Raw genomic sequence first — 22,030 nt, 5'->3', positions numbered from 1 at the left:
CCCGTGCCCGCGCTGGCGAAACGGCGCCACCGCGACAATGGACACTATGACCGCGCAAACCTGGAACCTGGACCAGTCGGACGGCGAGCTGAGGATCCGCACCGGCGTCGAGGGCCGGGCGGCAAAGATGGGTCACCGCCTGACCATCGCCGTGAACACCTGGCATGCCACGGTCGGATGGTCCGACGGCGAACCATCCAGGGTGACGCTCAAGGTCGAGGTCGACTCGCTCGAGGTGCTCAGCGGGGAGGGTGGTGTGACGCCGCTGACCGGACCGGAGAAGTCACTCGCGCGGTCCAACGCGCTGAAAGTGCTGAATGCGAAGCGCTTTCCGCGTATCGAGTTCGAAACCAGCGACATCGAGAAGACCGGCGACCGATTTCGTCTCACCGGAACGCTGCAGATCAACGGCAAGACGCGCGACCAGGTCGTCGACGTGGCCGTGCAGGAAGCCGACGATATGTGGCGTATGTCATGCGAAACCACCGTGCGGCACTCTGACTTCGGCCTCAAGCCGTACTCGATGCTGATGGGCTCGATGAAGGTCGCCGACGCCGTGACCGTCGCATTCACCGCGACGAAATAATCGGTAGCCTGGCGCACTGAGGAAATCGCCTGTGCTGCTGCGATATCGGAGTCGCCGGGCCACCCGCTGCGGGGAGCGGGTTACGTAAGACGGCGTTGCGGGAACACCACTGGTTGCTGCGCTGGTGTCGGAAAGAGAAAGGATGGCATGTGAGCTCCCCGAAGGGCGGTTCCCGTCTGGGCACGCGATTCGGGCCGTATGAGCTGAAGTCTCTGATCGGCGTCGGCGGCATGGGCGAGGTGTACCGGGCGTGGGACACCGCGAAGGAACGGACCGTGGCCATCAAGCTGCTCCGTCCGGATATGGCGGCCGATCCCAACTTCCAGGAACGCTTCCGGCGTGAGTCGCGCGTCGCCGCGCGCCTGCAGGAACCGCACGTCATCCCCGTTCACGACTTCGGCGACATCGACGGTGTGCTCTACATCGACATGCGCCTCGTCGAAGGAGCCAGCCTCAAGGAGTTGATTCGGACCGCCGGCCCGTTGCCCGCGACGCGGGCGGTGTCGATCATCACCCAGGTCGCGGCCGCGCTGGACGCCGCGCATTCGAATGGGCTGGTACACCGCGACATCAAGCCAGAGAACGTGCTGCTGACCCACGACGATTTCGCCTACATCGTCGACTTCGGCATCGCGCACGGCGGCGGCGAAGCCAACGTCACCAAGACCGGCCTGGTCATCGGGTCGTGCGCGTACATGGCGCCGGAACGCATCAGCGGCGAACGCGGCGGCCCGGCCTCCGACATCTACTCGCTGACCTGCCTGCTCTACGAATGCCTGACCGGCCGCGCGCCGTACGACTCCGGCGACCTGCGCGAGATCATGGGCGCGCACCTGTTCTCGCCGCCGCCGCGCCCGAGCATCATGCGGCGCGGCATCAGCCGGGCGTTCGACGAGGTCATCGAGTGCGGCATGGCGAAGAAGCCCACCGATCGCTACACGACGGCCGGTGAGTTGGCCAAGGCGGCCGCCGCTGCGGCCGAGCAGCCACCGGTCGTGATGCCGGTAGCGCCACCGCCGGCCCCGTCGACGCGCCAATTCTCGGCCGTCGACCCGAATCCGGCGAGCACCCGCTATCAACCGATGTACGCGCCGCAGCCGCCGCCGCCGACGAACCGCAAGCGGTTCGGTCCGGCGCAGGTCGGGCTGGTGGTGACGACGGTCGTGCTGTTCACCGCCGCGGTGGTGCTGGCCATGGTGCTGGCGTTCGGCGACAACGGCGGGTCCGCGCCGCAGACGCCGCTGGCCGTGCCGCCGTCGACGACGACCGAGACGACGACCCCGCCCACGACCACCGCACCGTCGACGACCACCACGACGACGCCGACGACCACCGGACCTCCGATCGCCGGGGTGTCGGGTACGGACTCGCAGGGCTTCATCGGGCACACCACGCGCTGCGACGCGGGGAGCACGCCGGTCGCGGCGATCCGGACGGCACAGTCGCTGGCGGTGATCTGCGAGTCGGGTGCGGGCACCTATCAGTACCGCGGGGAGCGGCTGCGCGACGGGGCAAACGTGCAGCTCAATGCGCAGCCGATGGGCGGCGGGTTCGTCGCCACCAATCCGGCCGACGGCGCACGCTACGACGTGCAACCCGGCCTGCTGACGATTTCGAGCAACGGCAAGGTCGACTCGGCCGAACCGGCGCTGGAGTACGGCTCGGCGGCCCGCTGACCGGCGATTTGTGCACATCTAGGAGCGCTCAGCGCTCGTTTCTGTGCACAAATCGCAGCAGGAGGACTACCGTTCGGCCAGGAGACACCGCAGATCGGGGACCTCATGGACAACCGCAAGTACGCCCGCGAAAGCGAACAGGCTCGTAAACAGGAGATCGAACAGGACGCCCGTCGCCTCCGCGAGTTCGAGACCTTCTCCAAGTTCTCCGACAGCGACCTCAGACGCCTGGTCGAAGCGGCGCACCGCACGTCGACGTCAGGGCCGTGGCCGCTGATCCAGGAGCAGACCCCGTCGGACGCCTGCTACATCCTGCTCAGCGGTGAGGTCGGCGTCTACGTCGGCCACGACCGCATCGCCGTCGTCGGCCCCGGCGAGGTGATCGGCGAATCGGTGCTGCGCCGCGGTGCACTGCGCAACGCGACCGTGACGACGACGGGGCGAGCAGACGTGCTCCACATCAACCGCGACGACCTCGCCCGGTTGGTCGATGAGATGCCTGCGCTGCGCGAGGCGATGGACGCGACCGTTGCCCGCCACGCCCCGCAGGCCACCAAGCAGGGCTGAATCGGCAGTAACTTCGTTCATGGTTTGACGCACCTGTCAACTCGGGTACGCCTTGTGAATGGAACGGCTGAGTGCATTCGACGCGACGATGCTCTACAGCGAATCATCCAGTGTCCCACTGAATGTGTGTTCAATCGCCTGCCTTGATACGTCGACGATCCCCGGTGGCTACGACTTCGACCGAGTCCGCGAGCATCTGGCCACGCGCTTGGAGGCTTTGCCGGAGCTGCGGGCAAAACTCGCCAACAGTCAGCTGAACCTCGATCATCCGGTGTGGGTGGACGACGACGAGTTGGACCTCGAGTACCACCTGCACCGCATCGCGCTGCCCGCGCCCGGCGGGCGCAACGAACTGGTCAATGTCTGTTCACGGATCGCCGCGGCACCCCTGGACCGCAGCAAGCCGTTGTGGGAGATGTGGGTGATCGAGGGCATCCACGAAACCGACCCGTTCGACGCCGGCGACGTCGCGTTGATGATCAAGGTGCATCACGCCGCCGTGGACGGGGTGTCGGCGGCCAACCTGATCAGCAAGCTGTGCGACGTCGAACCCGACGGCCCCCCACCAGAGCCCGTCGAGGGCGTCGGCGGCGCCAGGCCGTTCGAGATCACCGCCGGCGGCCTGGTGCGCGCGTTCACCCGTCCGTGGCAACTGACCAGAGCGGTGCCCGCCACGTTGTCGACCGTCTTCAGCACGATCACCCGCGCCCGCTCCGGCACCGCCATGGCCGCCCCGTTCTCGGCTCCGGCGACGGTGTTCAACGCCGAGATCACCTCCGACCGCACCATCGCGTTGGCTCAGCTCGACCTCGACGACGTCAAGCGGGTCAAGAACGCCTTCGACGTCAAACTCAACGACGTGGTGATGGCGCTGTGTGCCGGAGCGCTGCGCGAGTACCTGCTCAAGCGAGGCGAGCTGCCGGACGATCCGCTGATCGCGGTGGTCCCGGCGTCGGTGCACGACAAGTCGGACCGGCCCGGCCGCAACAAGCTCTCGGGCTTCTTCAACAACCTGCAGACCCATATCGACGATCCCGGCGAACGGCTGCGCACCATCGCCGAATCCAGTTCGCGCGCAAAGGCTCACAGCGCCGACATCGCTCCCACCCTGCTGGCCGACGTGACGCAGGCACTGCCGCCCGCACTGTTCGGCATGGCGATGGAGGTGCTGTCCCACACGCCGCTGAAGCACACGCCGATCCACAACGTGATCATCTCGAATGTGGCTGGGCCGCAAGACAAGCTGTACGCGATGGGCGCCGAGATGAAAGCGCTCTACCCGCTCGGCCCGATCTTCCACGGCTCCGGGCTCAACATCACCGTGATGTCGTTGACGGGCAAGCTGAACGTCGGGATCATCGCGTGCCGCAAGCTGGTCAACGATCTGTGGGACCTCGCCGACCGGTTCGAAACCGCGCTGGACGAACTACTGGCCGCCTGCTGAGCGGTTCGCCGGCTTGATCAACCAGAGTGCCAGGATGATCGCCGCGATCGGGCCGATGGCCATGATCACGCTCAGCGTGTGGATGGCGTCGACGGCGTTATGCGGCGCCTGCTCCACCACCAGCCGCGCCTGCTCGGGGTTGACCATCTGCGCCCCGTGACCGCCGTGCACGGTCAGCAGCGCCTCGCGGGTCTCGGCGCGTGTGATGCCGGAGCGGGACAGGTCGTGCGCGCTGTCGGTGAGGAACAGGTTGATGCCGACGAGCGCGAAAAGCGCAGGGCCGAGCGAGTATCCGCCTTCGTTGACCGCGCTCTTGACGGCGGAGACCGCGCCGCCGAGATCGGTTGGCGCACTGCTCATCATGATCGTGGCCTGCGGTGTCGTGACGAGCGCGCCGCCCACCACGATCAGCGCGGTGGTGACGAACACCGTCGTGCGCGTCGTGTCGAGGTCGAAGAGCCTCATCGACAACAGCCCGCCGAGCATGACCAGGAGCCCGGTGATCATTACGGTGCGCGGGCTGAACCGGTTCGCGGCGGGCCCGGCCGAGGTGGCGGCGACGGCGGCCAGCGCGGTGGCCGGAATCAACAGCAGGCCGAACAGCTCGTGCGACTCCTTGCGGACCGTCACCAGATAGAACGAGAGCAACACCATCGACCCGCCGAGCACGATGTTGAACAGCACGCCCGCGGTCACGGCGGCGTTGAACCGGCCCGACCGGAACACCCGCATGTCGAGCGCCGGATCCTCAACCCGCAACTCCTGCATGACGAATGCGCAGCCGGTGACCAGGCCGACGCCGATCGCGACCAGTCCGACCGCGTTGATCCCGGTCTCGATACGTGAGACGCCGAAGATCAGTCCTAGCAGCGCGACCGCGAACAACGCCATTCCGAGCACGTCGAGCCGACGGTTCGCGCGCACCGTCTCGGGCACGAACCGCCACGTGACGAGCAAGCCGAGGAGCCCGATGACCGGTGCCACGAAAAAGCAGGCCCGCCAACCGATCGCGTGGCCGAGCATGCCGCTGATCGCCGGCATCGGGGTCGCTACCGCGTAGCCGACACCGAAGTACGCGGCGATCGCCGCGGCCCGCCGGCCCGGCGGAAACACCGCGTTCGTGATCGCCAGCGACAGGCCGATCAGAAACGCCAGCGTCACACCGGCACCTGCACGCGCGACGATCAGCACCGCCGGTGCGGGTGCGGCGGCGGCGAGCACGCTGAACACGATCGCCCCGGCCAGCCCGAACAGGTACATCCGCCGCATGCCGTACAGGTCGCCCAGCGCACCGGCGCTCAGCACGGCGGCGGCCAGGGTCAGGGTGGCCAGGCTGGCGACAAACGTCGCGGTGGACCCGGTGATGCCCACACCGGCCGAGACCAATTGCAGATTGGCCGAGAAGGTGGTCGGGTCGCCGATCGCGATCGCATACCCGAGGCCCATCGCGAGCACCGTCATCACAGCGGCGAGCCCCGACACCTGACGCTGCTCGGCGTCGACGCGAGTACCGTCCGGCACGCGCGGGATGTTACCGGCGCAGCAACGCTGCCATCACCTCTTTCGAGGGCACGGTCGCCGCGGTCAGGGCGATGGTGTGCCGCCCGACGGGCACCCGAACGTCCGTACCGACTGGCTCGCCGTCGAGCAGAACCGCCACGTCGGGCGGCAGAGCGGCGAGTTCGACACGCGTCTCGGTGTCGGTGGAGATATCGATGCTCGACGTGTCCAGCGACGCGAGCCCGGCCCGGGCGACGTCGACGGTGATGCCCGCGACGCCGGTCAGCTTCAGCGTCAGGAACGGCATGGGCTCGACGCCCGGACCTGTGCGCCAGAGCAGTTCGGTGTACAGGCCGGGGGACAGGTCGAGGTCGGGTTCGACGCCGCGCCGACGGCGGATCGTGCGCGTCGGGTCAGGGCGCGCATACGACCGCGCGTCCACGGTCGCGACGGCGCCCCGCTTGCCGGCCAGGTCGGCATCGGCCGACAGGTTCGACAACCACCAAACGTGCTGGGGCCCAAGGCCGAGATCGGGCCGCACCAGCTCCGGATACCACGAGTAGGTGATGTGCCCGGGGTCGGGCTGGCGGAGCCCGGTGCCCATGTGGGCGATCGGATCGTCGAACTCGTCGTCGAGCACCCACGTCACGTGGTCTTCGAACGGGTAGACGGTGAACCGGTAGCGGTAGCCCAGCCGGTCGAGTTCGAGAACCTGGGACAGCACCGACGTGATCGGCACGAACTGGTCCAGCACGCCGTGGGCGATGACGAACGGCAGCCACCGCCCGTTGGGCAGCAGTTCCCAGGTATCGCCTTCGCGGGCGCAGTGCGAGTCGAAGTCGAGGTCGCCGGGGACGTCGACGTCGGGCAGCAGCCGCACCCCGCAGACGGGCGGCCCGGCCAGCACGACGGCCTGCGCGAACACCTCCGGGTATGTCAGCCCCAGTTTGTAGGCCGCGTAGCCGCCCATGGAGTAACCGGAGACGACGGTGCGGTGGGGATCGGTGCCGAGCTGTTCGGCCACCCGCGCCCACACCTCCCACACGTCGAGTTCGCCTTCGTCGAAGTACCAGCACGACGGACCGCGGGCCAACGGCGTCACCACCACCGATTCGCGGTCCTCGCAGACCTGGTGCAGCAGCCGCGGGTCGATCGCGGCGAACTGGTTCTGCCCCAACGCAAGTGAGTGCAGCAGCAGCGTCAACGGCAGCTGTCGGCCGGGCGTGTACGTCGAGGGCAGGCACACCGAGTAGGGCTGCACGCGGCCGAGGAACTGCGGGTCGGTGCTCAAAATGTTCGTCTTGGTGACGCCCTGGCCCAGCTCGATCGAGGAGACGTACCAGCGGGTGGAGGTGCCGCGCACGATCGGCTCCTCGGTGGTGGCGCGCTCGGCGAGCTGGTCCCAGGCGAGCGGAACCGAGAACCCGGTCACGTCGCCGTCGCTCAACGCTGCGGCTTGGGTCTGGTCCGACCAGAAGTTCAGGTGCGCCTTCTCCTGCTGGTGGGTGCGGAAGGCGACGTTGTAGACGTTCGGCTGGCCAGGCCGCGCGCCGCGGCCGACGGGTACGTCGGCGAAACCGTCGCCCGCATCGTTGGCCAACCCGGCGGCCAGTCGGACCGTCCAGGTGCCTTCCGGTTTGGCGAGCGTGCGCGGGACTTTGGCGAGGAAGGACCGGGCCTGCATGTCGACCTCGTGCTCGACCGGTGTCGAGGATTGCGTGGTGAGGTCGATCAGCCGCGCGCCTGTGGCGGAGATGAGCAGGGCGGTGTCGATACCGGCTGAGGTGACACCGGCCCCGGCGGGCCACTCGTTCATGGGCGCCGCGGTGCGGTCGGTGTCTGATGTCGCCGCCGGAGCGGCTCCGGTGTCAAAAGTGAACAGCGCGATCGGGATTGACGCGTCGATCAGGGTGTTCCAGTCGACGCGCCACCACGTGTGGGTGTCGGTGAGGCCGATCGCGACGCGGAAGATGTCGGCGCCGTTGCGGGCGGCGGGCCCGTCGGGGTAGACGTAGGTGCCACGCGGGGGCACCAGGCCGCCGGTCGGGATGCCGACGAGCAAGCCGGTGGCGCCGTGGTCGTCGTAGAGAAAATCGGTCCAGAAGAACGCGCCGTCGGCGTAGCGGCCCGTTCCGCACGTGCGGGGGAAGTCTTCGCCGAACGGCCAGCTCTGTGGCGCAGGCAGCTCGGGTTCGGGGAGCAATGCCGCGGCGGGCACGCCTTCGGGCATGCCGCCGATGACGACGAGTTCCGATTGCGGGCCACGCGATTGGGGGGTGACGGCTTTGAGCACAGTGTCTGCCGCACGGCGTCCGATCCGCAGTGGCAGCAGCGCCAGGTCGATGAGGGACATGACCCCAACGTAGGAGCAGTCCGTCGTTCCGCGGGGATTTACTGCCGACGACTCAGCAGGGCGCTTTGATCTCGAACGGCATCGTGCGGGATTGGCCGGGATTGCGCCCGTCGGCGCCGACGACGGTACCGGTGATGGTGTAGACGTTGCCCTGCGTGGTGGCCTCGGCTTTACCGGCGTCACCGCCTGCGGAGCCGTTGATCTCGTTGACGTTCTCGATGTTGACGGTCCGCACGACCGGCTGTTCGCCACCGAGCTCCAGGTACACCTGCGCGCTGCCGGTCTTCGCCTTCGCGTCGATCTGCATCGACCACTGGTGCTGGGTGCACTCGACGGTCTGGGTGTCCACGCCGTTGCCGTCGATGACGATCCGGCCGGACCGGGCGGGCTCTTCAGACGGCGTCTCCCCGACCAGACCACAACCCGACACGACGGCTACGGCCGCCAACACCGGTACACCACTGGACCGCAACCGCATGAGACACCTCCCTCTGGCGTGGGGAGGTTACCCCGGCGGGGCATCGCCGGGGGCGGTCATCGGCCGTTTCGCCGGAAAATGGCTGGGGTAATAGAGCCGGATGTCAGGTGGTCCGGTGACAACGTGAGCTTCAAGGGCGCGGTCAACGATGCCACCGGAAGCCGCGTGGTCCAGTTCTGCGCCCGTGCGGGATATCCGGTCAGCGGAACACTGCACCTGCTGGTGGCCTACACGATTCTGCGGATCGCGCTGGGTCTCGGCGGTGAAGCCGACCAGTCCGGTGCCCTGAGGACGCTGGCCACCGAGGGCGGCGGAACCTTCTCGCTGTGGATCGTCGCCGCCGGGCTGATCGCGCTGGCGATGTGGCGGTTCGCCGAAACGGTGTTGGGGCTGCATCCCGGTGAAAGTACCGAGGCGCACAAACGCGATTCGCCACTGATGAACCGGCTCAGGGCCTTTGGTCTGGCGCTGGTGTACTGCGCGGTTGCCTTCACCGCGGTCCAGTTCGCATTGGGCGCAAGGACGAAGGGCAGTGAGCAGACCGCCGGGTTGAGCGCGAGGTTGATGCAGTCCGACGGCGGCAAGGCGGTTCTGGTGCTCGCGGGGCTCGCGATCGCCGTGATCGGCGCCTACTTCGTCCACAAGGGCGCGACGCGCAAGTTCCTCAAAGACCTCACCGTCCCGGGTGGTCGGCTGGTCACGGTGCTGGGCATCTGCGGCCATGTCGCCGAGGGTCTGGTGCTGTTCGCGGCCGGCCTGTCGGTCGTGGTGGCGACCTACGTGAGCGATCCGGCCAAATCGACTGGCCTCGACGGTGCGGTCAAGGCACTCGGACGCGCACACTACGGTGAGGCGATCTTGATCGCTGCGGCAACCGGTTTCGCGGCCTACGGGCTCTACAGCTTCGCGCTGGCCCGCTACTCGCGCATGTGAGGTTTCCATTTGCGGCTGCTGAGGTAACCGAGCGGCAGTTGACTTCGAGGAGGAAGCGTGAGCGCAGCGGACAAAGCACGGAACAAGGTGGACAACCTCGCCGGTAAGGCGAAGGAAGCGGTCGGCAACATGACCGGCGACGCGCGTACCCGCGACGAGGGCCGCAGCGATCAAGCGAAATCCAACTTCAAGGATGCCGGCGAGAAGATCAAGGACGCCTTCAAGAAATAGCTCTTTGGCTCAGTCGTAGATGACGGCCAGGCCCCGGCGCCGGAGGTCCTCCAAGCCGTCGAGCATCGCTTGAAGTTGCTCGGGTGGATGCCCGACCCAGTCGGTGATCTCGCCGACGATTCTCACCGGCTCGCGGGTCCGGTAGGAGCGCGTCGGATTGCCGGGCAGCTTCTTGTCCGTGACGTTCGGGTCGTCCTCGACAGCGCCAAGGGGTTCGACGATGTAGATGCGACCGCGTCCCTCACCGGCCGCCATTTCGGCTCCCCAGGTGGCGGCGTCCAACGTCTGCGTTATGTAGACGTGGTTGGAGATGCGCTCTTCTTCGAAATTCGACGGACGTCCCGGCACCAGGAGGTCGCCCACGGCGAGGTCCGCCTTGGTCCCGTGGAGGTAGGCGCCAGACTCGTGGACTTCGAATGGCTTTGGCGGTTTCGACACACTGCTCCTTCATCCGTTGCGGCGATGGCCGGACGATTGTGCAGCACGTCAGGGGCCTTGCCGCAAGCCCCACCCCCTGTCGTAAAGTGAGAGTGGGAAGACATTCGCAGTGTCGTTACTGCTGCCGCCTGTTCCCGAAAATCCTTTGCGCAGAGTCGGCGTCTTCGATGAGGTGCTCTGGATCGTCAGGCGGTGAGCTTCGTGGGTCGGGATAGATCTCGTGACGGTAGGGACGTTCGGAATTCAGTTCCCAGGGAAACGGCATACGTTCTCCATCGGCGTGGGCAATAGCGCAAGACGCTACGCAACATCGGCCGGAGCCGGGTAACTATCCGGTACGGGATGTATTGCGAATGAGGAACTTGAATTCTTTTCGGGGGGAACTTATTCGGGCTTTTCGAAGTGCTGGTAGTCCTTCGGGTTCTGCCAATCGCCGCCCCACGTCCAGCCGCGGTCGGTGAAGATCTGCACCGCAGGATCGCCGGCGTGCAGTAGGCCCGGGTCGATGCGGGTGCGATCGAGATACGGTGCGGCGTTGGCGGGCTGGAGGTCACCAGCGTTGTCGATGTAGGGGTTGATGAGGGGATTGATGTCGATGGCCCGGCCGTAGGCGTGGTGGGACCAGTTGCCGGACCCGGGGATGTTGCGGCAGTTGAATGCTGAGGTGTTGTTGTCGCGCATGGACAGCTCGTCTTCGGCGCCCGGGTAATGGTCGGGCGTGCGCATCTTTTCGATCGGATAGCGCGCTTCACGGAGCTCTTCGAAGATCTCGATGACCTCGGGTACGAGGTCTTCGTGCACGACCAACTCTCCGCGATGCGTCTGCAGGTCCATTCCGAGATGGTCGATTTCGATGCGCCGCAGTTGCTCCGGGCCGAGAGGGCAACCGGGGCGCCAACTTTCACCGAGGTCGGCCGCGGTGACCGGCAGAACCTTCGGAGGTGGCGACGGCGTGGTCGTCGGCGGGGGAGGCGCCGCGGCGGTGGTGGTCTGCGTCGTGGTGGTCGTGCTGGGCGGTGGAGTAGGTGCGGCAGGCGGCGGCGGGGAGGTGCACTGCACGAGCAGCGCTGCGGCCGCGGAGATGGCCACCGGCTTGGCGACCGCCCGACCGAATGTGCCCACGGTCGGATCGTACTGTGTCCCCGCAGTGGCACTTCGCAGATCGCGACGCTGGTTCAGGCCGCGATCCGAGAAGCGCCGGTGCTATGCCGCCGGCTTGGGCGGAAACGCCGCATTCTCCTCGAGGGCGCCGCGGTAGGCGTGAACGCGTCCGGGGATCGTGCTGAGCACCGCGACGGTGCGCCCGCCACGCCCGTACGCCGCGACAAACTCCCACTGGTTGACGTCGCCCTCGACGATGTCGACCGAATCGTGATCAGTTGGCAGACCCAGCATCTGGAGTTTCACGTCGTACTGATCCGACCAGAAGTAGGGGAGCTCGTCGAAGCGCTCGGCGTGCTGCGGACCGGTCAACAGCGTTTGCGCCGCCGCCTCGCCCTGGCGGTTGGCGACGTCCCAGTGTTCGATCCGCAGATGGCGTTCGTAGCGCGGATGCCACCAACGCGCGACATCGCCGGCGGCCACGACGCCGCGAACGCCCTCGGCGGTGCCCGTGGCATCGCAGAGCACGCCGTCGTCGATGCGCACTCCCGAACCCTCGAGCCAGTCGGTTGCGGGCGTGACTCCCAGGCCGATGACGACGAGGTCGGCCTTGACCCGGGAACCGTCGGTCAACCGGAGTGCCTTCACCTTGCGCTTGCCCACGAATTTCTCGACACCGACTCCGAGCCGCAGGTCGACACCGTGCCCCCGGTGCAGCTCGGCCCAGTGCGGCGCCAGCTCTGCGCCCAGTGCTGACAGCAACGGGTTCGAACCCCGTTGGATCAGTGTCACATTCAACCCGAGCGCCCGGCAGGTAGCGGCCACCTCGACCCCGATGAAGCCGCCGCCGATCACCGCGACACGGGGGCGTGAGACGAGCCGTTCCCGGATGGCGAGGCAGTCGTCGACCGTGCGCAGCATCATGACGCCGTCGGGCACCGGACCACCCGGCCATTGGCGGGGAACGGCGCCGCTGGCGATCACCAGTCCGTCGTACCGCAGCGACAGCTCTCGATCCTCGTCTCGAACGCGGACGGTGCACGATCTGTCGTCCAGCCCCACCGCCGAGGCGCCGCGTAGCACCCGGGCGTCGAGGTCGAACTGCGGCGCCATGTCGATGCCTGCCCGATGGATCTCTCCGGACAACAGTTTCTTCGACAGCGGTGGCCGGTGGTAGGGGGGTTGACGCTCGTCGCCGACGATCGTCAGCGCACCGTCAAAGCCCTTCTGCCGCAGCGTCTCCGCTGCTCGCACGCCTGCGACCCCGGCGCCGATGACAACAACGTCTCGCAGTCCCGTCGCCATGGTCAGTCCTTCACCAGGATCGCCCGGGTGGGGCAGGAGACCTCGGCGCCCTTCAACTGTTGGCGGAGCTCCTCGCCGGGCGCTTCCTGAAGCACGTGTAAGCCGTCCTCGCGCAGGTCGAACACTTCATGGCAGATGCTCATGCAGACGCCGTTGCCGTCACAGGTGTCGAAATCGACGATGACCTTCATCGCACTCCGGCCCCTTCCATCTCTGTCGCCGTGGTGTTCTGCCGACTCGGTGACCCCGCACGTTCGCGGGCGGCCCGCGCTGCCGGCGAGTGCTCCAGGTAGTCGATGGCCATCTGGGTGTTGGCCTCGTGGCTCGGGTGGTGGCTGGGACGCATGTAACGCAGCGGCACCGTCACAAGGAAGTTCCACGGACCCGGCAGCTTGTACTCACGCGCGGCTCGCAGCCAGTCCCGGAATCGCCACTTCTGGTCGATGGTCGGGTCGTTGGCCATGAGGTAGCGCGCCCCGGCGATCCACCAGCCGACGAACAGCGGCGCGGTCATCAGCATCGAGAACGCGCGGATGAAGTAGTTGCCGCAGACGTGCTGGTACACGTCGAAGACCAGCGAGCGGTGCTCGACCTCCTCGGCGCCGTGCCAGCGGAGCAGATCGAGCATGACGGGATCGGTGCGGGCGTAGTCGAGCCCGCGGTTCTGCAGCACCCACTGGCCGAGCACCGCGGTGAAGTGCTCCAGCGCGGCCACATCGGCCAGCCGACGGTAGAGCCACCACCGTTTCAGCGGCTGCGGAAAGAACTTCGGCGGGTCACCCAATGTCATCGACAAGGACCTGCCGAGCCGGTCGGTGTAGGGCTTGGTATCGATGCCCTGCTCGGCCAGGTGGTCCAACACCACCTGGTGTGCCCAGGCGTGCCAGGACTCCTGCTGGATGAACGGTTTGATCGACGCCTCGAGTTCGGGATCCTCGACCAGAGATGACGCCTCCAGCACGGCTTTGATGAAGTGCCGTTCACCCTCGGGCAGGAGCAGATGCAGGACGTTCATCATGTGCGTGGAGAACGGATCGCCGGGGACCCAGTGGATCGGCGTCTCCGACCAGTCGAAGCGAACCATCCTGCGGTACTTCGGGTATCCGTCGTGGTGCTGTGCGACTTCGGGCATGGGCTACCTCTTCCGCCAACCGACGGGTGTGCCATCGGTTCCTTCCTCGTTGAAGGCCCGGTCGAACACCGGTAGCGACGCGCGGTGGGCGACCGTCCGTCAGGTCGCGTACCCGATAGAGGCGTCCCGTACTCGCATAAGCGGTGGAGGTTCGCTGTGAATCGACTGTGTGCCGCGCCGACACGCCTCGGGCTACTCGTTGTAGTCCGTGCTGCCCTCGACCGGGCGGGTCGTGCTGATCAGCTTCGCGAAGCAGTGATCGCGGTCGAAGCCTCCGCTCCTGCACCAAGCCAAGGCGCCCTCGGCGGTCGGGAACGTAGGCCCGGCGACCGTCACCCAGAAGTTCGAATCCGAAAAGGTCGACCAGTCCCCTGCCCACAAGAGACGAGCGCCCGGGTAGGCCTGTCGGAGTTGCTGGTGCTCGGCCAGTATCGCCGCATGCGTCCACGTGCGTCCTTCGGCGACCAATCCGAGCCGCTTGGAACTCAACTGCGGAACCCACGTGTCGGCGAGGGTGGCCAGGACCATCGGCTTGTCGCTCGCAGCGATCGCGCGTAGTTGGTTGCCGCTCGCGGTCTCGACATTAGGTTGTGCGGTGGGGTACGTCGGGGCCGGTCGGGACGCGGGTCGGCTGGTGCTGTCGATGATGTTGGCCGTCATCGACGGCACAGTCGTCGATCCGCCAATCTGTGTCTCATAGGTCATCGAGCCCTGCACCTCGACGTACATCGTCACCCTGTCCTTCTCGACGAAGTTGGCGACCATATCCGCGTCGCGAGCGGTGATCATGGTGTTCTGGTCGTAGTCGTAGACATCCGTCACCGGGGCGGGTCCGGTGTCCGCGCGGAACGACGTCGCACCCGTCGCGGAGTCGAACTGCGTTATCACGCCGTACAGCACAACCTTTCGGCCCGCCCACGCGTCGGGATCCTTGGCCATGAGGGCGAACTCCCGCGCGGTCAGCGCGTCGTAGGTCGAGCGGTCCAGACGCGTGGAGTCTGCCGGCGGTCGGCTGGAACGGCCGACTGGTTCCCGCGGCACCGTGGGCGCCGGGACGTTCGGAGCGCTGGCGATGACGGTTGGCGCCGGGCTTGGTGGGGCCGTGTCGTCGGGACCGGATTCTGTCAGCTGGAGGCCGAGCAGGACGCCGACCGCCAGGACGAGCACCGCGACGCCCCCGGAGAGTGAGGCGGTGACGGCGGGATTTCGCCTGTTGCGCTTCGGATCTGAATCGTCGTAACCATCGGGCCACGGGACGGTCGGCTGCTGGTGGTCGTAGTACGAGTGCGAGTAGACCATGGTGATTCCTTCGGTGAATGCTCGGCTAGCAGAGGTACGTGTTGGCTGCGATGACCACTGCCTGGGCTTGCGTGTAGGTGACGTTGTTGTGCCAGGCGACGTTGTCGACGGTGGTGTTGAGCGGGACCCACATCGACTTGTCCGCGCATATGGCGTAACCCACGCGCAGCAGCGTGACGTAGTTGCCATCGGTGGGTGTGATGCCGAGCCGAGACATGGCGGTCAGGTAGCTCAACTCGTCGGCGGACGCAGGCGCGGCGGATCCGATGGTGGTGCCGACGCTCAGGGTCAGTGCCAGCGTGAGGCCGGTAAGTAGTTTCTTCATGGCGTACTTCTTGGTCATGCGGATGTGTGCGGCGATGCGGCGACCCCAAAGGTTGCTGCGCCCGGCAGCGCTGGTGCCTCTTGTGGGTGCTTCATCTGGCTGTTCGTTGGTACTTGACTGCGAAAAGGCCGACGAACAGCTTTTTCGGGGTTTCTCTGATGAAAACGGTACGGAGATACCCCGCCGGGGGAATCAGGGATTTCCCTATGAATAGTTTGCTGGAACGACGGCCGGACCTCGTTCGTCACACGCGTAACGCGAAGATCGAATATTTGGGTGCTGGGACTGCATACGGTCACCGCAGTGGACCGTGCCTCAGCGCGAGATGGGGCGACTGTCGCGTGAAAATGTCCGTCGTCCGCGCGGCGGTGGCATGCTCGGAGAATGGCGGCGAGCCCCGAAACCGTCTACGCCCGGGACCGCGACGTTCACCTGGCCTATCAGGTGGTCGGTGACGGTGGGCCGGATCTTCTGTGGGTGCCCACCGCCACGTTCCCGATAGATCTGCTGTGGGACGAGCCGACCGTCGCCGGTCACTTCCGCAGGCTGTCGTCTTTCAGCCGGCTGATCTTGACCGACCTACTCGGAGTCGGCAGCTCGGATTCCGTGCCGATCTGCGATAGGCCCGCGATGCAGTCATGGGTCGATGGTCTGCTCGCGGTGCTGGATACCGTTGGCTCCGAGCAGGTTTCCATCTTTGCGATGGCAGAGTCGGCGCTGCCGGTCATGCTGCTCGCGGCGAGCCATCCGCACCGCGTGCGCTCGCTGGTGCTGTGGAGTCCGTTCGCGTATTACGCCCGCACGCCCGACCAGCCGTTCGGGATGCCCGAGCCGACCCTGACCGACTACGTCCGGTGGTGCGAGGAGAGCGTGGGACGCGGGTCGTCGGTCCACCTGACTCCGAGCTGGGCGTCGGATCCGGCGAAACGGCGGTGGATGGCGCGTGGTGAGCGTCTGGTGGGCGGTCCGGGTTACTTCGCGGACATCTTCGATCTGTTCGTGCGCACCGACGTTCGGCCGGTGTTGGAAAGCATTCAGGCGCCCACGCTCGTGATGCACCGCCGCGGCGACCGTCACGTGCGGGATGGGCATGGGCAATACGTCGCCGAGCGAATACCGCACGCCCGGTTGGTGGAGTTCGACGGTGACGATCACGTGTGGTTCGCGGGAAACGCGGACGTGGTCGTCGACGAGATCGAGTCGTTTCTGACCGGCGGTCGCGGCACGGTGCCGAGCAACCGCGTGCTGTCGACGGTGTTGTTCACCGACATCGTAGGGTCGACCGAACGCGCGGCTCAGCTGGGCGACGAGGCGTGGTCAACGGCGCTCGCCGCGCACGACCGGGTCGTCGAACGGCACGTGTCCGGTGCGCGAGGTTCGGTCGTGAAGTTCACCGGCGACGGCGCGTTGGCGACGTTCGACGGCCCGGCCCGGGCGATCCACTGTTCGTGCGCGATCCGTGATGCGCTGGACGATCTCGGGCTGACGATCCGCGCCGGCCTGCACACGGGTGAGGTGGAGATGGCCGACGGCGACGTGCACGGCATCGCGGTCCACATCGCCGCGCGAATCATGGGGCTGGCGGGGCCCGGGGAGGTGCTGGTGTCGGGTGCGATCCCGCCGCTGGTGCTCGGGTCGAGGATCGTGTTCGACGAGCGGGGCAGCCACGAACTCAAGGGTGTGCCCGACAGGTGGCCGGTATTGGCGGTGCACGACGCCTGAGGGTGTCAGCGCAGGCCGGATTCGATGTCGGCGACGGCTTTCGATGCCTCAGGCCCACAGATGGTGCGAAGGTCGACGGTTCCGGCGGCCAGGAGCCCGTCGACGCGGTTCTTGAGGTCATCGTCGACGACGTGGGCGTAGAGGTTCGCACCCGGACACGAGGTGTCGTGGCTGGCATCGCGGTGCCCGGCGAGGGTGTCGGTCGGGATGTCGAAACGCTGTGCAGCCCAAGCGAATGCGAGCGCTGCGCCGTTGAGCTGTTCCTCGGTGATTGGGTCCTTGTCGAAGTCGCCCTCGCAGACGACGAGGAAGTGGCCGGTGGGGTCATAGTCGGTCGCGGTGTCGCCGACGAGTTCAGGTCGGCGCAGTTCGTAGATGTTGCCGTTGCGGTCGACGCTGAGGTGGTAGGCGATGTCGATCCAGCCCTGGGTGTCTTGGTGGTAGTGCTGATGCTGGCGTAGGCGCGCCGGCGCGTTGGCGTTGTCGCCGAGGGGCACCGCCGTGTGGTGGATCGTCATGCGGACGGGCGTGTGTGGCGTGCCGCCGGGGCGGGGTGGTTTGGCACCCCACGCGTCGCGGCACAGGACGGACGGCGTGGGTGGAGCCGCCCTTGCGAACGCCTGCGGAGCGATCGAGGTTGCGGCTGCGAGACCGGCCAGTTGAAGAACCCGTCGGCGGCTGAGATCGTCGGTGCGCACGGTCAGCTCATCAGCGAGATTGCAGCGGCGATCAGGACGGCGACGCCGAGCGCCGTCATCACCAAAGACGAAGGGGCGCTGCGACATAGCACCGAGTCCACCGGGTCCTTGGGATCGACCCAGACGTCGACGGGTTGGCCCGGCGCATATCGAGAGGCTTGTGCGGAGGCGATGCCGCCGAGGCCCATGCCGAAGCCGAGGGGTGTGCCGAATGCGGCGCGCTGGCCGACGAAGGTGTGGCCGTTCAGCTGGTATTGGTAGGCGACGACGGAGCGCTGCACGTTGGCGCCCATGCGCCCGGCACCGGCCTGGGTCTGGTAGCCGGCGACGCCGGAGCCGAGCATGACGCCAGGGACCTGTTGCCAGCCAAGGGCGCCGATCAGTTGCAGCACTCCGGGCAGCCCGCGGAACAGCAGGAAGATCCCGATGATCAACAGGCCGATCTCGGTGACGTAGTTGGCCACCGCCGGAGCTTAACGCGGTGATCAGCGGCGGGCTGCGGGTTCTTCCGGCCCGGGTGGCGTGCTGCGGCGACGCCAGCGCCGCTTAGATCGTCCGTCGTGCGACGAAATCGGCGAATTGGTCAAGATCGATGAATGCTCCGGCGAGTGCGTCACCGATCGTCGTTTCACCGATTCGGTCCCAGACCGACAGCCGACAGAGTTGGGGCGTTCGAGACTGCAGCGTCGCGATGTCTTTCACCGCATCGTAGAGCGCGCGTTGTTTCCATCGAGGTGAGCCGGGCCCGTCCAGGACACCGGGTGGGCTCGGCGGCCCGAACATCGACTCGCAGGATGGAGTGGTCCACCGCTTGCCCCACCTGCCGGCGGCGAGGCATTCATCCTCGAAGTCTGCGCAGAGCTGGAGATAGGTGTCGCGCCAGGGAAGGGTTGCCGCCCACTTGGGTTGCAGCGTGTGGGCGCGGTACCGGTTGAAGTGCAGCTCCTCGTCGAGTTCGATCACCAGCCCATCCGAGAACGCGAGGTCCCACGCCCCGGGCCGTAAGCGCGGCATCGGCGTCTGCCCGCCGAGCGACTGACACAACTCCACCACCCGCTCGCGATCTTCGGAGCCGAGGGCCTCGACCCGAGGGGCGGGTGGAGCGCTGGGTGCGACAACGAAACCGGCCCGGATCATGAGATTCTGCAGCGCTTGTGCCCGAGCACCTGTGCGGACCACGGGGATCAGTGTGGCATTGGCGCGACGGGCCGTAAGGAACACGACGGGGAATGGTGGACCACGTGGGCGCGATCGCGCGCCGGAGGGCCATCCCGGCCTGCGTCACATTTGCCTATGGTTCATGACGTAGGGCACGAGCTAACTGGGACATAGTTTGCTGACAGCTCCTCATAGTTTCCCATTTAACCCCTGTGAACTGGTCCTTTCCGGTCAGGCGTGCGCGAAGATCTTGATGCTGGTTGACCTGCGGGCGATTGGTCAACGCATAGGGGTGGTGGGTATCGTCCGCCGGCGATGGGAAGACACTCACTTGCCAAGATGCGGCGGTCTTCGCGCTTGGCGGTAGTGGCGGGCGTAATTTCGGCGGTCGCTTTGTTTGGTGTCGGCGCAGATAGCTATCCGCATGTCGTTGACTCATCGTGTTGCGGTGCCGCCGCCGTGCCAGAACCACCGTCTCCGCCGGTGAACCTGATGGCCGCGCAACCACCCGCTCCGATACCCCCGCCCACGTTGCCGCACGGCAAGGCGCCGGAAAACGGGCTGCAGGTGGACACCATTTTGGTGGCCCGTGCCGTCAGTGCGACGTTTCCCGAGATCCTCACCATCGGCGGCGTCCGCTCCGATTCCTTGAAATGGCATCCGCATGGGTTGGCGATCGATGTGATGATCCCGGACGCCCGTTCGGCGGCGGGGAGGGAACTCGGGGACAAGGTCCTCGCCTACGTCCTGGCGAATGCGGAACGCTTCGGACTCGAGCACGCCATCTGGCGGCAGACCATCTACCGTCCCAACGGCTCGAAGAATGTCATGTCGGACCGCGGCTCGGACACCGCCAACCATTACGACCACGTGCACATCGCCACGGCGGGCGGCGGATTTCCGCAAGAGGGTCAGGTCTACCTCCGCTGATCCTGACCGCTGAGGTCGTCGAGCACCTGGTAGCCGGCGTTGTATCCGGGGATGAAGGTGATGCCGGGCCCGCCGTGGCAGCCGGCGCCGCCGAGGTATAGGCCGTCGATGCCGATTGGCAGATCGCGAAAACCCTTCGGCCCGGGCCGGTTCGGGCCCATGAGGTCGGGATGCAGCAGGCCGTGGCAGAAGTCGCCGGCGGGAGCGCCGAACATGGTGTTCATGTGGTACGGCGCGAAGGTGATGTGCCGAATCTGGATGTCTTTGAAGTTCGGCGCGTAGCGGGTGATCTTGTCGATGACGCGTTGGGCCATCTTGTTTTTCAGCTGGCCATGTTGAGCGCGGGGTGTCTCGACGGGGAACGCGTAGGCGTAGGCGCTGGCGGCGTGCTTGGCGGGCGGCGCCATGTTGGGGTCGTGCACAGACGGGATCTGGATGCCGAGCGACGGGTTGTCGGGAACGACGCCGCGGCAGGCGTTCTCCCATTGGCGCTGTTGCTCTTCTGGTGAGCCGAAGATGCCGACCGACGGTTGCATGCCGGGTTCGTTGAGCAGGTCGTACGGCGGGGCGAACTCGGGCAGTCCGTCGAGGGCGAAGTGCATCTGGACGAAGGAGGCGCGGTGGTCGCGGCCTTGGAGCCTCTCGAGGAGCTGAGCCGAGAGATGCTCGGGGCCAACGAGTTCGGCGAGGGTGGTGTCGGGGGAGAGGTTGGAGACGACGACCGGGGCGGTGATGGTGTGGCCGTCCTTGCAGCGGACACCGGTGACCTTGCCGTTGTCGACGAGGATTTGCTCGACCTTGGTGCGGTAGCGGATCTCGCCGCCGCGGCTTTCGAACATCTCGCGCAGGTGCTCGGTCAGCGCGCCGATGCCGCCTTCGAGTTTGGTCATCATCGCGGTGCTCTCGTCGGGGACGGCGAGGGCGAAGGCCAGACAGGTTGCGCTGCCGGGTGTGTAGGGCCCGCGGTAGGTGGAGTTGATGGCGAGGAAGGCGAGCATGCCGCGCATGACGGCGTGGCGCTTGCGGTCGGGTAGGTAGCGGTCGATGACGTCCATCGCGGAGCCGAACAGGGTCTCGTGGATGGCGCGTCGCTCGGATTCGTTTGTGGCGCAGGCGTACATCTCGTCGATGGTCTTGGGTAGTTTGCGGACGTCGAAGCGGCCGAGCGCGCGGGCGGGGCCTTGGCTCCAGGCGATGAGTTCTGCCATGCCGGTGACGGCGTCGGTGCCGTGTTTGTCGGCGAGGTGGGTCATCAGTTGCATGGGGTCGCGGTAGAAGACCATGGCTTCTTCGCCGGCCTCGCCGATGTTGACCGACATGACGTCGGAATCGATAGTGGGCAGGGTGTCGAGTCCGAGGTCTTTGGTGATCTCGCTGGGGGTGGGGAACTGGACGGACCCGGCGATCTCGTAGCGGAAGCCGTCGATGAGTTCGACGGTGGCGGCCATGCCGCCGGCGTAGGTGTTGGCCTCGAGGCACAGGGTGCGCAGGCCGGCGCGTTGGAGGACGGCGGCGGCGGTCAGCCCGTTGTGGCCAGCGCCGACGACGAGGGAGTCATAGTCATTCATGCCGGCAGGGTATGTCAGTACTGACGTAATTGCGGCGGTACTGACAAATTTGTGCGATACGATCGCTGGACTATGGCGATGCCCGTGAACCTGCATCAGCAGCGCAGTCAGGCGACGAAGGGGGCGCTGCGGCGGGTGGCGCTGGCGCGGTTCGCGAAGGACGGCTTCGGGAACGTGACGGTGTCGCAGCTGGCCGAGGAGGCCGGTGTCACGGAGCGGACGTTTTTCCGGCACTTCCCGACGAAGGAAGCGGTGTTGTTCGCGGACTACGAGACGCACCTGGGGTGGTTGGCGGAGGCCTTGGCGCGCCGGCCCGCCACGGAGTCGTTGTTCGACGCGGTGATGGCGAGTGTCGGAAGCTTTCCGCACGACTTGGAGGTCGTGCGCCAGGCGGCGCTGCTGCGGGCGAGTTTGATCGGCGAGCGGGCGGCCGGTCATCTGCGGGTGGTGCAGGCGTCGTTCGCGGCGGTAATCACCGACTTCGTGCGGAAGCGCTACGCCGATGTGCCGGGCATTGAGTTGAAGGCTGAGGTGGCGGGGGCGGTGCTAGCAGCGGCATTGGTTGTGGCCGTGGAGAACTGGGGGC

23 protein-coding genes are annotated in these 22,030 nt (G+C 66.7%); 9 read left to right on the top strand and 14 right to left on the bottom strand.

Annotated features, from left to right (window positions below; all coding sequences use genetic code 11):
• Positions 1-46 precede the first annotated feature (46 nt).
• From CEX88_RS17345 to CEX88_RS17330, 4 genes are all read left to right on the top strand, one after another.
• On the top strand, positions 47-586 hold the full coding sequence (locus tag CEX88_RS17345; protein WP_094294421.1) for a YceI family protein: 540 nt from the start codon (positions 47-49) through the stop codon (positions 584-586).
• A 149-nt stretch (positions 587-735) separates the two neighbouring features.
• Entirely contained in the window at positions 736-2,262 is a 1,527-nt protein-coding gene (locus CEX88_RS17340; RefSeq protein WP_094294420.1) for a serine/threonine-protein kinase, read from the top strand.
• A 105-nt stretch (positions 2,263-2,367) separates the two neighbouring features.
• Entirely contained in the window at positions 2,368-2,829 is a 462-nt protein-coding gene (locus CEX88_RS17335) for a cyclic nucleotide-binding domain-containing protein (RefSeq protein ID WP_094294419.1), read from the top strand.
• A gap of 58 nt (positions 2,830-2,887) precedes the next feature.
• The gene (locus tag CEX88_RS17330) at positions 2,888-4,273 is read left to right on the top strand and encodes a WS/DGAT/MGAT family O-acyltransferase (protein ID WP_094294418.1); all 1,386 of its coding nucleotides are present in this window, start codon (positions 2,888-2,890) and stop codon (positions 4,271-4,273) included.
• Here CEX88_RS17330 and CEX88_RS17325 read toward each other — a convergent pair.
• The 3 genes from CEX88_RS17325 to CEX88_RS17315 are packed head-to-tail and all read right to left on the bottom strand — an operon-like array spanning position 4,256 to position 8,604.
• Positions 4,256-5,794, bottom strand: a complete 1,539-nt coding sequence (locus CEX88_RS17325; RefSeq protein WP_238382099.1) for an MFS transporter — start codon at positions 5,792-5,794, stop codon at positions 4,256-4,258. The two genes, CEX88_RS17330 and CEX88_RS17325, sit on opposite strands and share 18 nt — an antisense overlap.
• Before the next feature lie 10 nt (positions 5,795-5,804).
• The gene (locus CEX88_RS17320; protein WP_094294417.1) at positions 5,805-8,126 is read right to left on the bottom strand and encodes an alpha/beta hydrolase-fold protein; all 2,322 of its coding nucleotides are present in this window, start codon (positions 8,124-8,126) and stop codon (positions 5,805-5,807) included.
• 52 nt (positions 8,127-8,178) lie between these two features.
• Positions 8,179-8,604 (bottom strand): lipoprotein LpqH, encoded by a 426-nt coding sequence (locus CEX88_RS17315; RefSeq protein ID WP_094294416.1) that lies wholly within the window; start codon positions 8,602-8,604, stop codon positions 8,179-8,181.
• 123 nt (positions 8,605-8,727) lie between these two features.
• Between CEX88_RS17315 and CEX88_RS17310 the strand changes: the two genes are divergently transcribed.
• Together CEX88_RS17310 and CEX88_RS17305 are read left to right on the top strand one after the other, a co-directional pair.
• Positions 8,728-9,537: a DUF1206 domain-containing protein gene (locus tag CEX88_RS17310; RefSeq protein ID WP_238382098.1), complete on the top strand. Its 810-nt coding sequence runs from the start codon at positions 8,728-8,730 to the stop codon at positions 9,535-9,537.
• A 57-nt stretch (positions 9,538-9,594) separates the two neighbouring features.
• On the top strand, positions 9,595-9,768 hold the full coding sequence (locus CEX88_RS17305) for a CsbD family protein (protein WP_064427164.1): 174 nt from the start codon (positions 9,595-9,597) through the stop codon (positions 9,766-9,768).
• 9 nt (positions 9,769-9,777) lie between these two features.
• Here CEX88_RS17305 and arr read toward each other — a convergent pair whose 3' ends face one another.
• From arr to CEX88_RS17270, 7 genes are all read right to left on the bottom strand, one after another.
• Entirely contained in the window at positions 9,778-10,206 is a 429-nt protein-coding gene (arr, locus tag CEX88_RS17300) for an NAD(+)--rifampin ADP-ribosyltransferase (protein ID WP_094294414.1), read from the bottom strand.
• Positions 10,207-10,590: 384 nt separating this feature from the next.
• On the bottom strand, positions 10,591-11,328 hold the full coding sequence (locus tag CEX88_RS17295; RefSeq protein ID WP_238382097.1) for a M15 family metallopeptidase: 738 nt from the start codon (positions 11,326-11,328) through the stop codon (positions 10,591-10,593).
• A gap of 81 nt (positions 11,329-11,409) precedes the next feature.
• Positions 11,410-12,612: an NAD(P)/FAD-dependent oxidoreductase gene (locus tag CEX88_RS17290; protein ID WP_094294413.1), complete on the bottom strand. Its 1,203-nt coding sequence runs from the start codon at positions 12,610-12,612 to the stop codon at positions 11,410-11,412.
• A 2-nt stretch (positions 12,613-12,614) separates the two neighbouring features.
• Complete coding sequence (locus CEX88_RS17285) at positions 12,615-12,803, bottom strand: ferredoxin (protein WP_064395805.1); 189 nt, start codon at positions 12,801-12,803, stop codon at positions 12,615-12,617.
• Positions 12,800-13,744, bottom strand: coding sequence for a metal-dependent hydrolase (locus CEX88_RS17280; protein WP_094294412.1), 945 nt, complete (start codon positions 13,742-13,744; stop codon positions 12,800-12,802). The genes CEX88_RS17285 and CEX88_RS17280 overlap by 4 nt, the downstream gene beginning before the upstream one ends.
• Positions 13,745-13,936: 192 nt before the next feature.
• Positions 13,937-15,043 (bottom strand): hypothetical protein, encoded by a 1,107-nt coding sequence (locus CEX88_RS17275; RefSeq protein ID WP_094294411.1) that lies wholly within the window; start codon positions 15,041-15,043, stop codon positions 13,937-13,939.
• Between the two features lie 25 nt (positions 15,044-15,068).
• A complete protein-coding gene (locus tag CEX88_RS17270) occupies positions 15,069-15,368 on the bottom strand; it encodes a DUF732 domain-containing protein (protein WP_202931543.1) in 300 nt (99 codons plus the stop codon).
• Between the two features lie 384 nt (positions 15,369-15,752).
• Here CEX88_RS17270 and CEX88_RS17265 point away from each other — a divergent pair, with 384 nt between their 5' ends.
• Complete coding sequence (locus CEX88_RS17265) at positions 15,753-17,090, top strand: adenylate/guanylate cyclase domain-containing protein (protein ID WP_094294409.1); 1,338 nt, start codon at positions 15,753-15,755, stop codon at positions 17,088-17,090.
• A 5-nt stretch (positions 17,091-17,095) separates the two neighbouring features.
• On the opposite strand, the gene CEX88_RS17260 is transcribed toward CEX88_RS17265, so the two are convergent.
• The 3 genes from CEX88_RS17260 to CEX88_RS17250 all read right to left on the bottom strand — a co-directional run bounded on the left by CEX88_RS17260 (position 17,096) and on the right by CEX88_RS17250 (position 18,967).
• Entirely contained in the window at positions 17,096-17,788 is a 693-nt protein-coding gene (locus CEX88_RS17260; RefSeq protein ID WP_238382096.1) for an N-acetylmuramoyl-L-alanine amidase, read from the bottom strand.
• Positions 17,789-17,790: 2 nt separating this feature from the next.
• Positions 17,791-18,252: a DUF3592 domain-containing protein gene (locus CEX88_RS17255; protein WP_094294408.1), complete on the bottom strand. Its 462-nt coding sequence runs from the start codon at positions 18,250-18,252 to the stop codon at positions 17,791-17,793.
• Positions 18,253-18,334: 82 nt separating this feature from the next.
• Positions 18,335-18,967 (bottom strand): DUF7255 family protein, encoded by a 633-nt coding sequence (locus tag CEX88_RS17250; RefSeq protein ID WP_238382095.1) that lies wholly within the window; start codon positions 18,965-18,967, stop codon positions 18,335-18,337.
• A gap of 438 nt (positions 18,968-19,405) precedes the next feature.
• Between CEX88_RS17250 and CEX88_RS26085 the strand changes: the two genes are divergently transcribed.
• Positions 19,406-19,876, top strand: coding sequence for a VldE C-terminal domain-containing protein (locus tag CEX88_RS26085; RefSeq protein WP_318284600.1), 471 nt, complete (start codon positions 19,406-19,408; stop codon positions 19,874-19,876).
• On the opposite strand, the gene CEX88_RS17240 is transcribed toward CEX88_RS26085, so the two are convergent.
• Complete coding sequence (locus CEX88_RS17240) at positions 19,864-21,444, bottom strand: phytoene desaturase family protein (RefSeq protein WP_094294407.1); 1,581 nt, start codon at positions 21,442-21,444, stop codon at positions 19,864-19,866. The genes CEX88_RS26085 and CEX88_RS17240 overlap by 13 nt on opposite strands.
• Before the next feature lie 72 nt (positions 21,445-21,516).
• On the opposite strand from CEX88_RS17240, the gene CEX88_RS17235 reads away from it, so the two are divergent.
• A partial coding sequence (locus tag CEX88_RS17235; protein WP_094294406.1) for a TetR/AcrR family transcriptional regulator occupies positions 21,517-22,030 on the top strand: 514 nt, incomplete at its 3' end.

It is taken from the genome of Mycobacterium neumannii, assembly GCF_002245615.1.
GTDB classification, from domain to species: Bacteria; Actinomycetota; Actinomycetes; order Mycobacteriales; family Mycobacteriaceae; genus Mycobacterium; species Mycobacterium neumannii_A.
The sequence above is the reverse complement of the archived record's forward strand: the minus strand, read 5'-3'. Positions and strand labels throughout refer to the sequence as shown.

Bases quoted from the DNA above. Each gene is read 5' to 3' on its own strand.
- CEX88_RS17345 (WP_094294421.1), top strand. From the start codon at position 47: ATGACCGCGCAAACCTGGAACCTGGACCAGTCGGACGGCGAGCTGAGG.
- CEX88_RS17335 (WP_094294419.1), top strand. From the start codon at position 2,368: ATGGACAACCGCAAGTACGCCCGCGAAAGCGAACAGGCTCGTAAACAG.
- CEX88_RS17330 (WP_094294418.1), top strand. From the start codon at position 2,888: ATGGAACGGCTGAGTGCATTCGACGCGACGATGCTCTACAGCGAATCA.
- CEX88_RS17320 (WP_094294417.1), bottom strand. From the start codon at position 8,126: ATGTCCCTCATCGACCTGGCGCTGCTGCCACTGCGGATCGGACGCCGT.
- CEX88_RS17315 (WP_094294416.1), bottom strand. From the start codon at position 8,604: ATGCGGTTGCGGTCCAGTGGTGTACCGGTGTTGGCGGCCGTAGCCGTC.
- CEX88_RS17290 (WP_094294413.1), bottom strand. From the start codon at position 12,612: ATGGCGACGGGACTGCGAGACGTTGTTGTCATCGGCGCCGGGGTCGCA.
- CEX88_RS17285 (WP_064395805.1), bottom strand. From the start codon at position 12,803: ATGAAGGTCATCGTCGATTTCGACACCTGTGACGGCAACGGCGTCTGC.
- CEX88_RS17280 (WP_094294412.1), bottom strand. From the start codon at position 13,744: ATGCCCGAAGTCGCACAGCACCACGACGGATACCCGAAGTACCGCAGG.
- CEX88_RS17275 (WP_094294411.1), bottom strand. From the start codon at position 15,043: ATGGTCTACTCGCACTCGTACTACGACCACCAGCAGCCGACCGTCCCG.
- CEX88_RS17270 (WP_202931543.1), bottom strand. From the start codon at position 15,368: ATGAAGAAACTACTTACCGGCCTCACGCTGGCACTGACCCTGAGCGTC.
- CEX88_RS17265 (WP_094294409.1), top strand. From the start codon at position 15,753: ATGGCGGCGAGCCCCGAAACCGTCTACGCCCGGGACCGCGACGTTCAC.
- CEX88_RS17240 (WP_094294407.1), bottom strand. From the start codon at position 21,444: ATGAATGACTATGACTCCCTCGTCGTCGGCGCTGGCCACAACGGGCTG.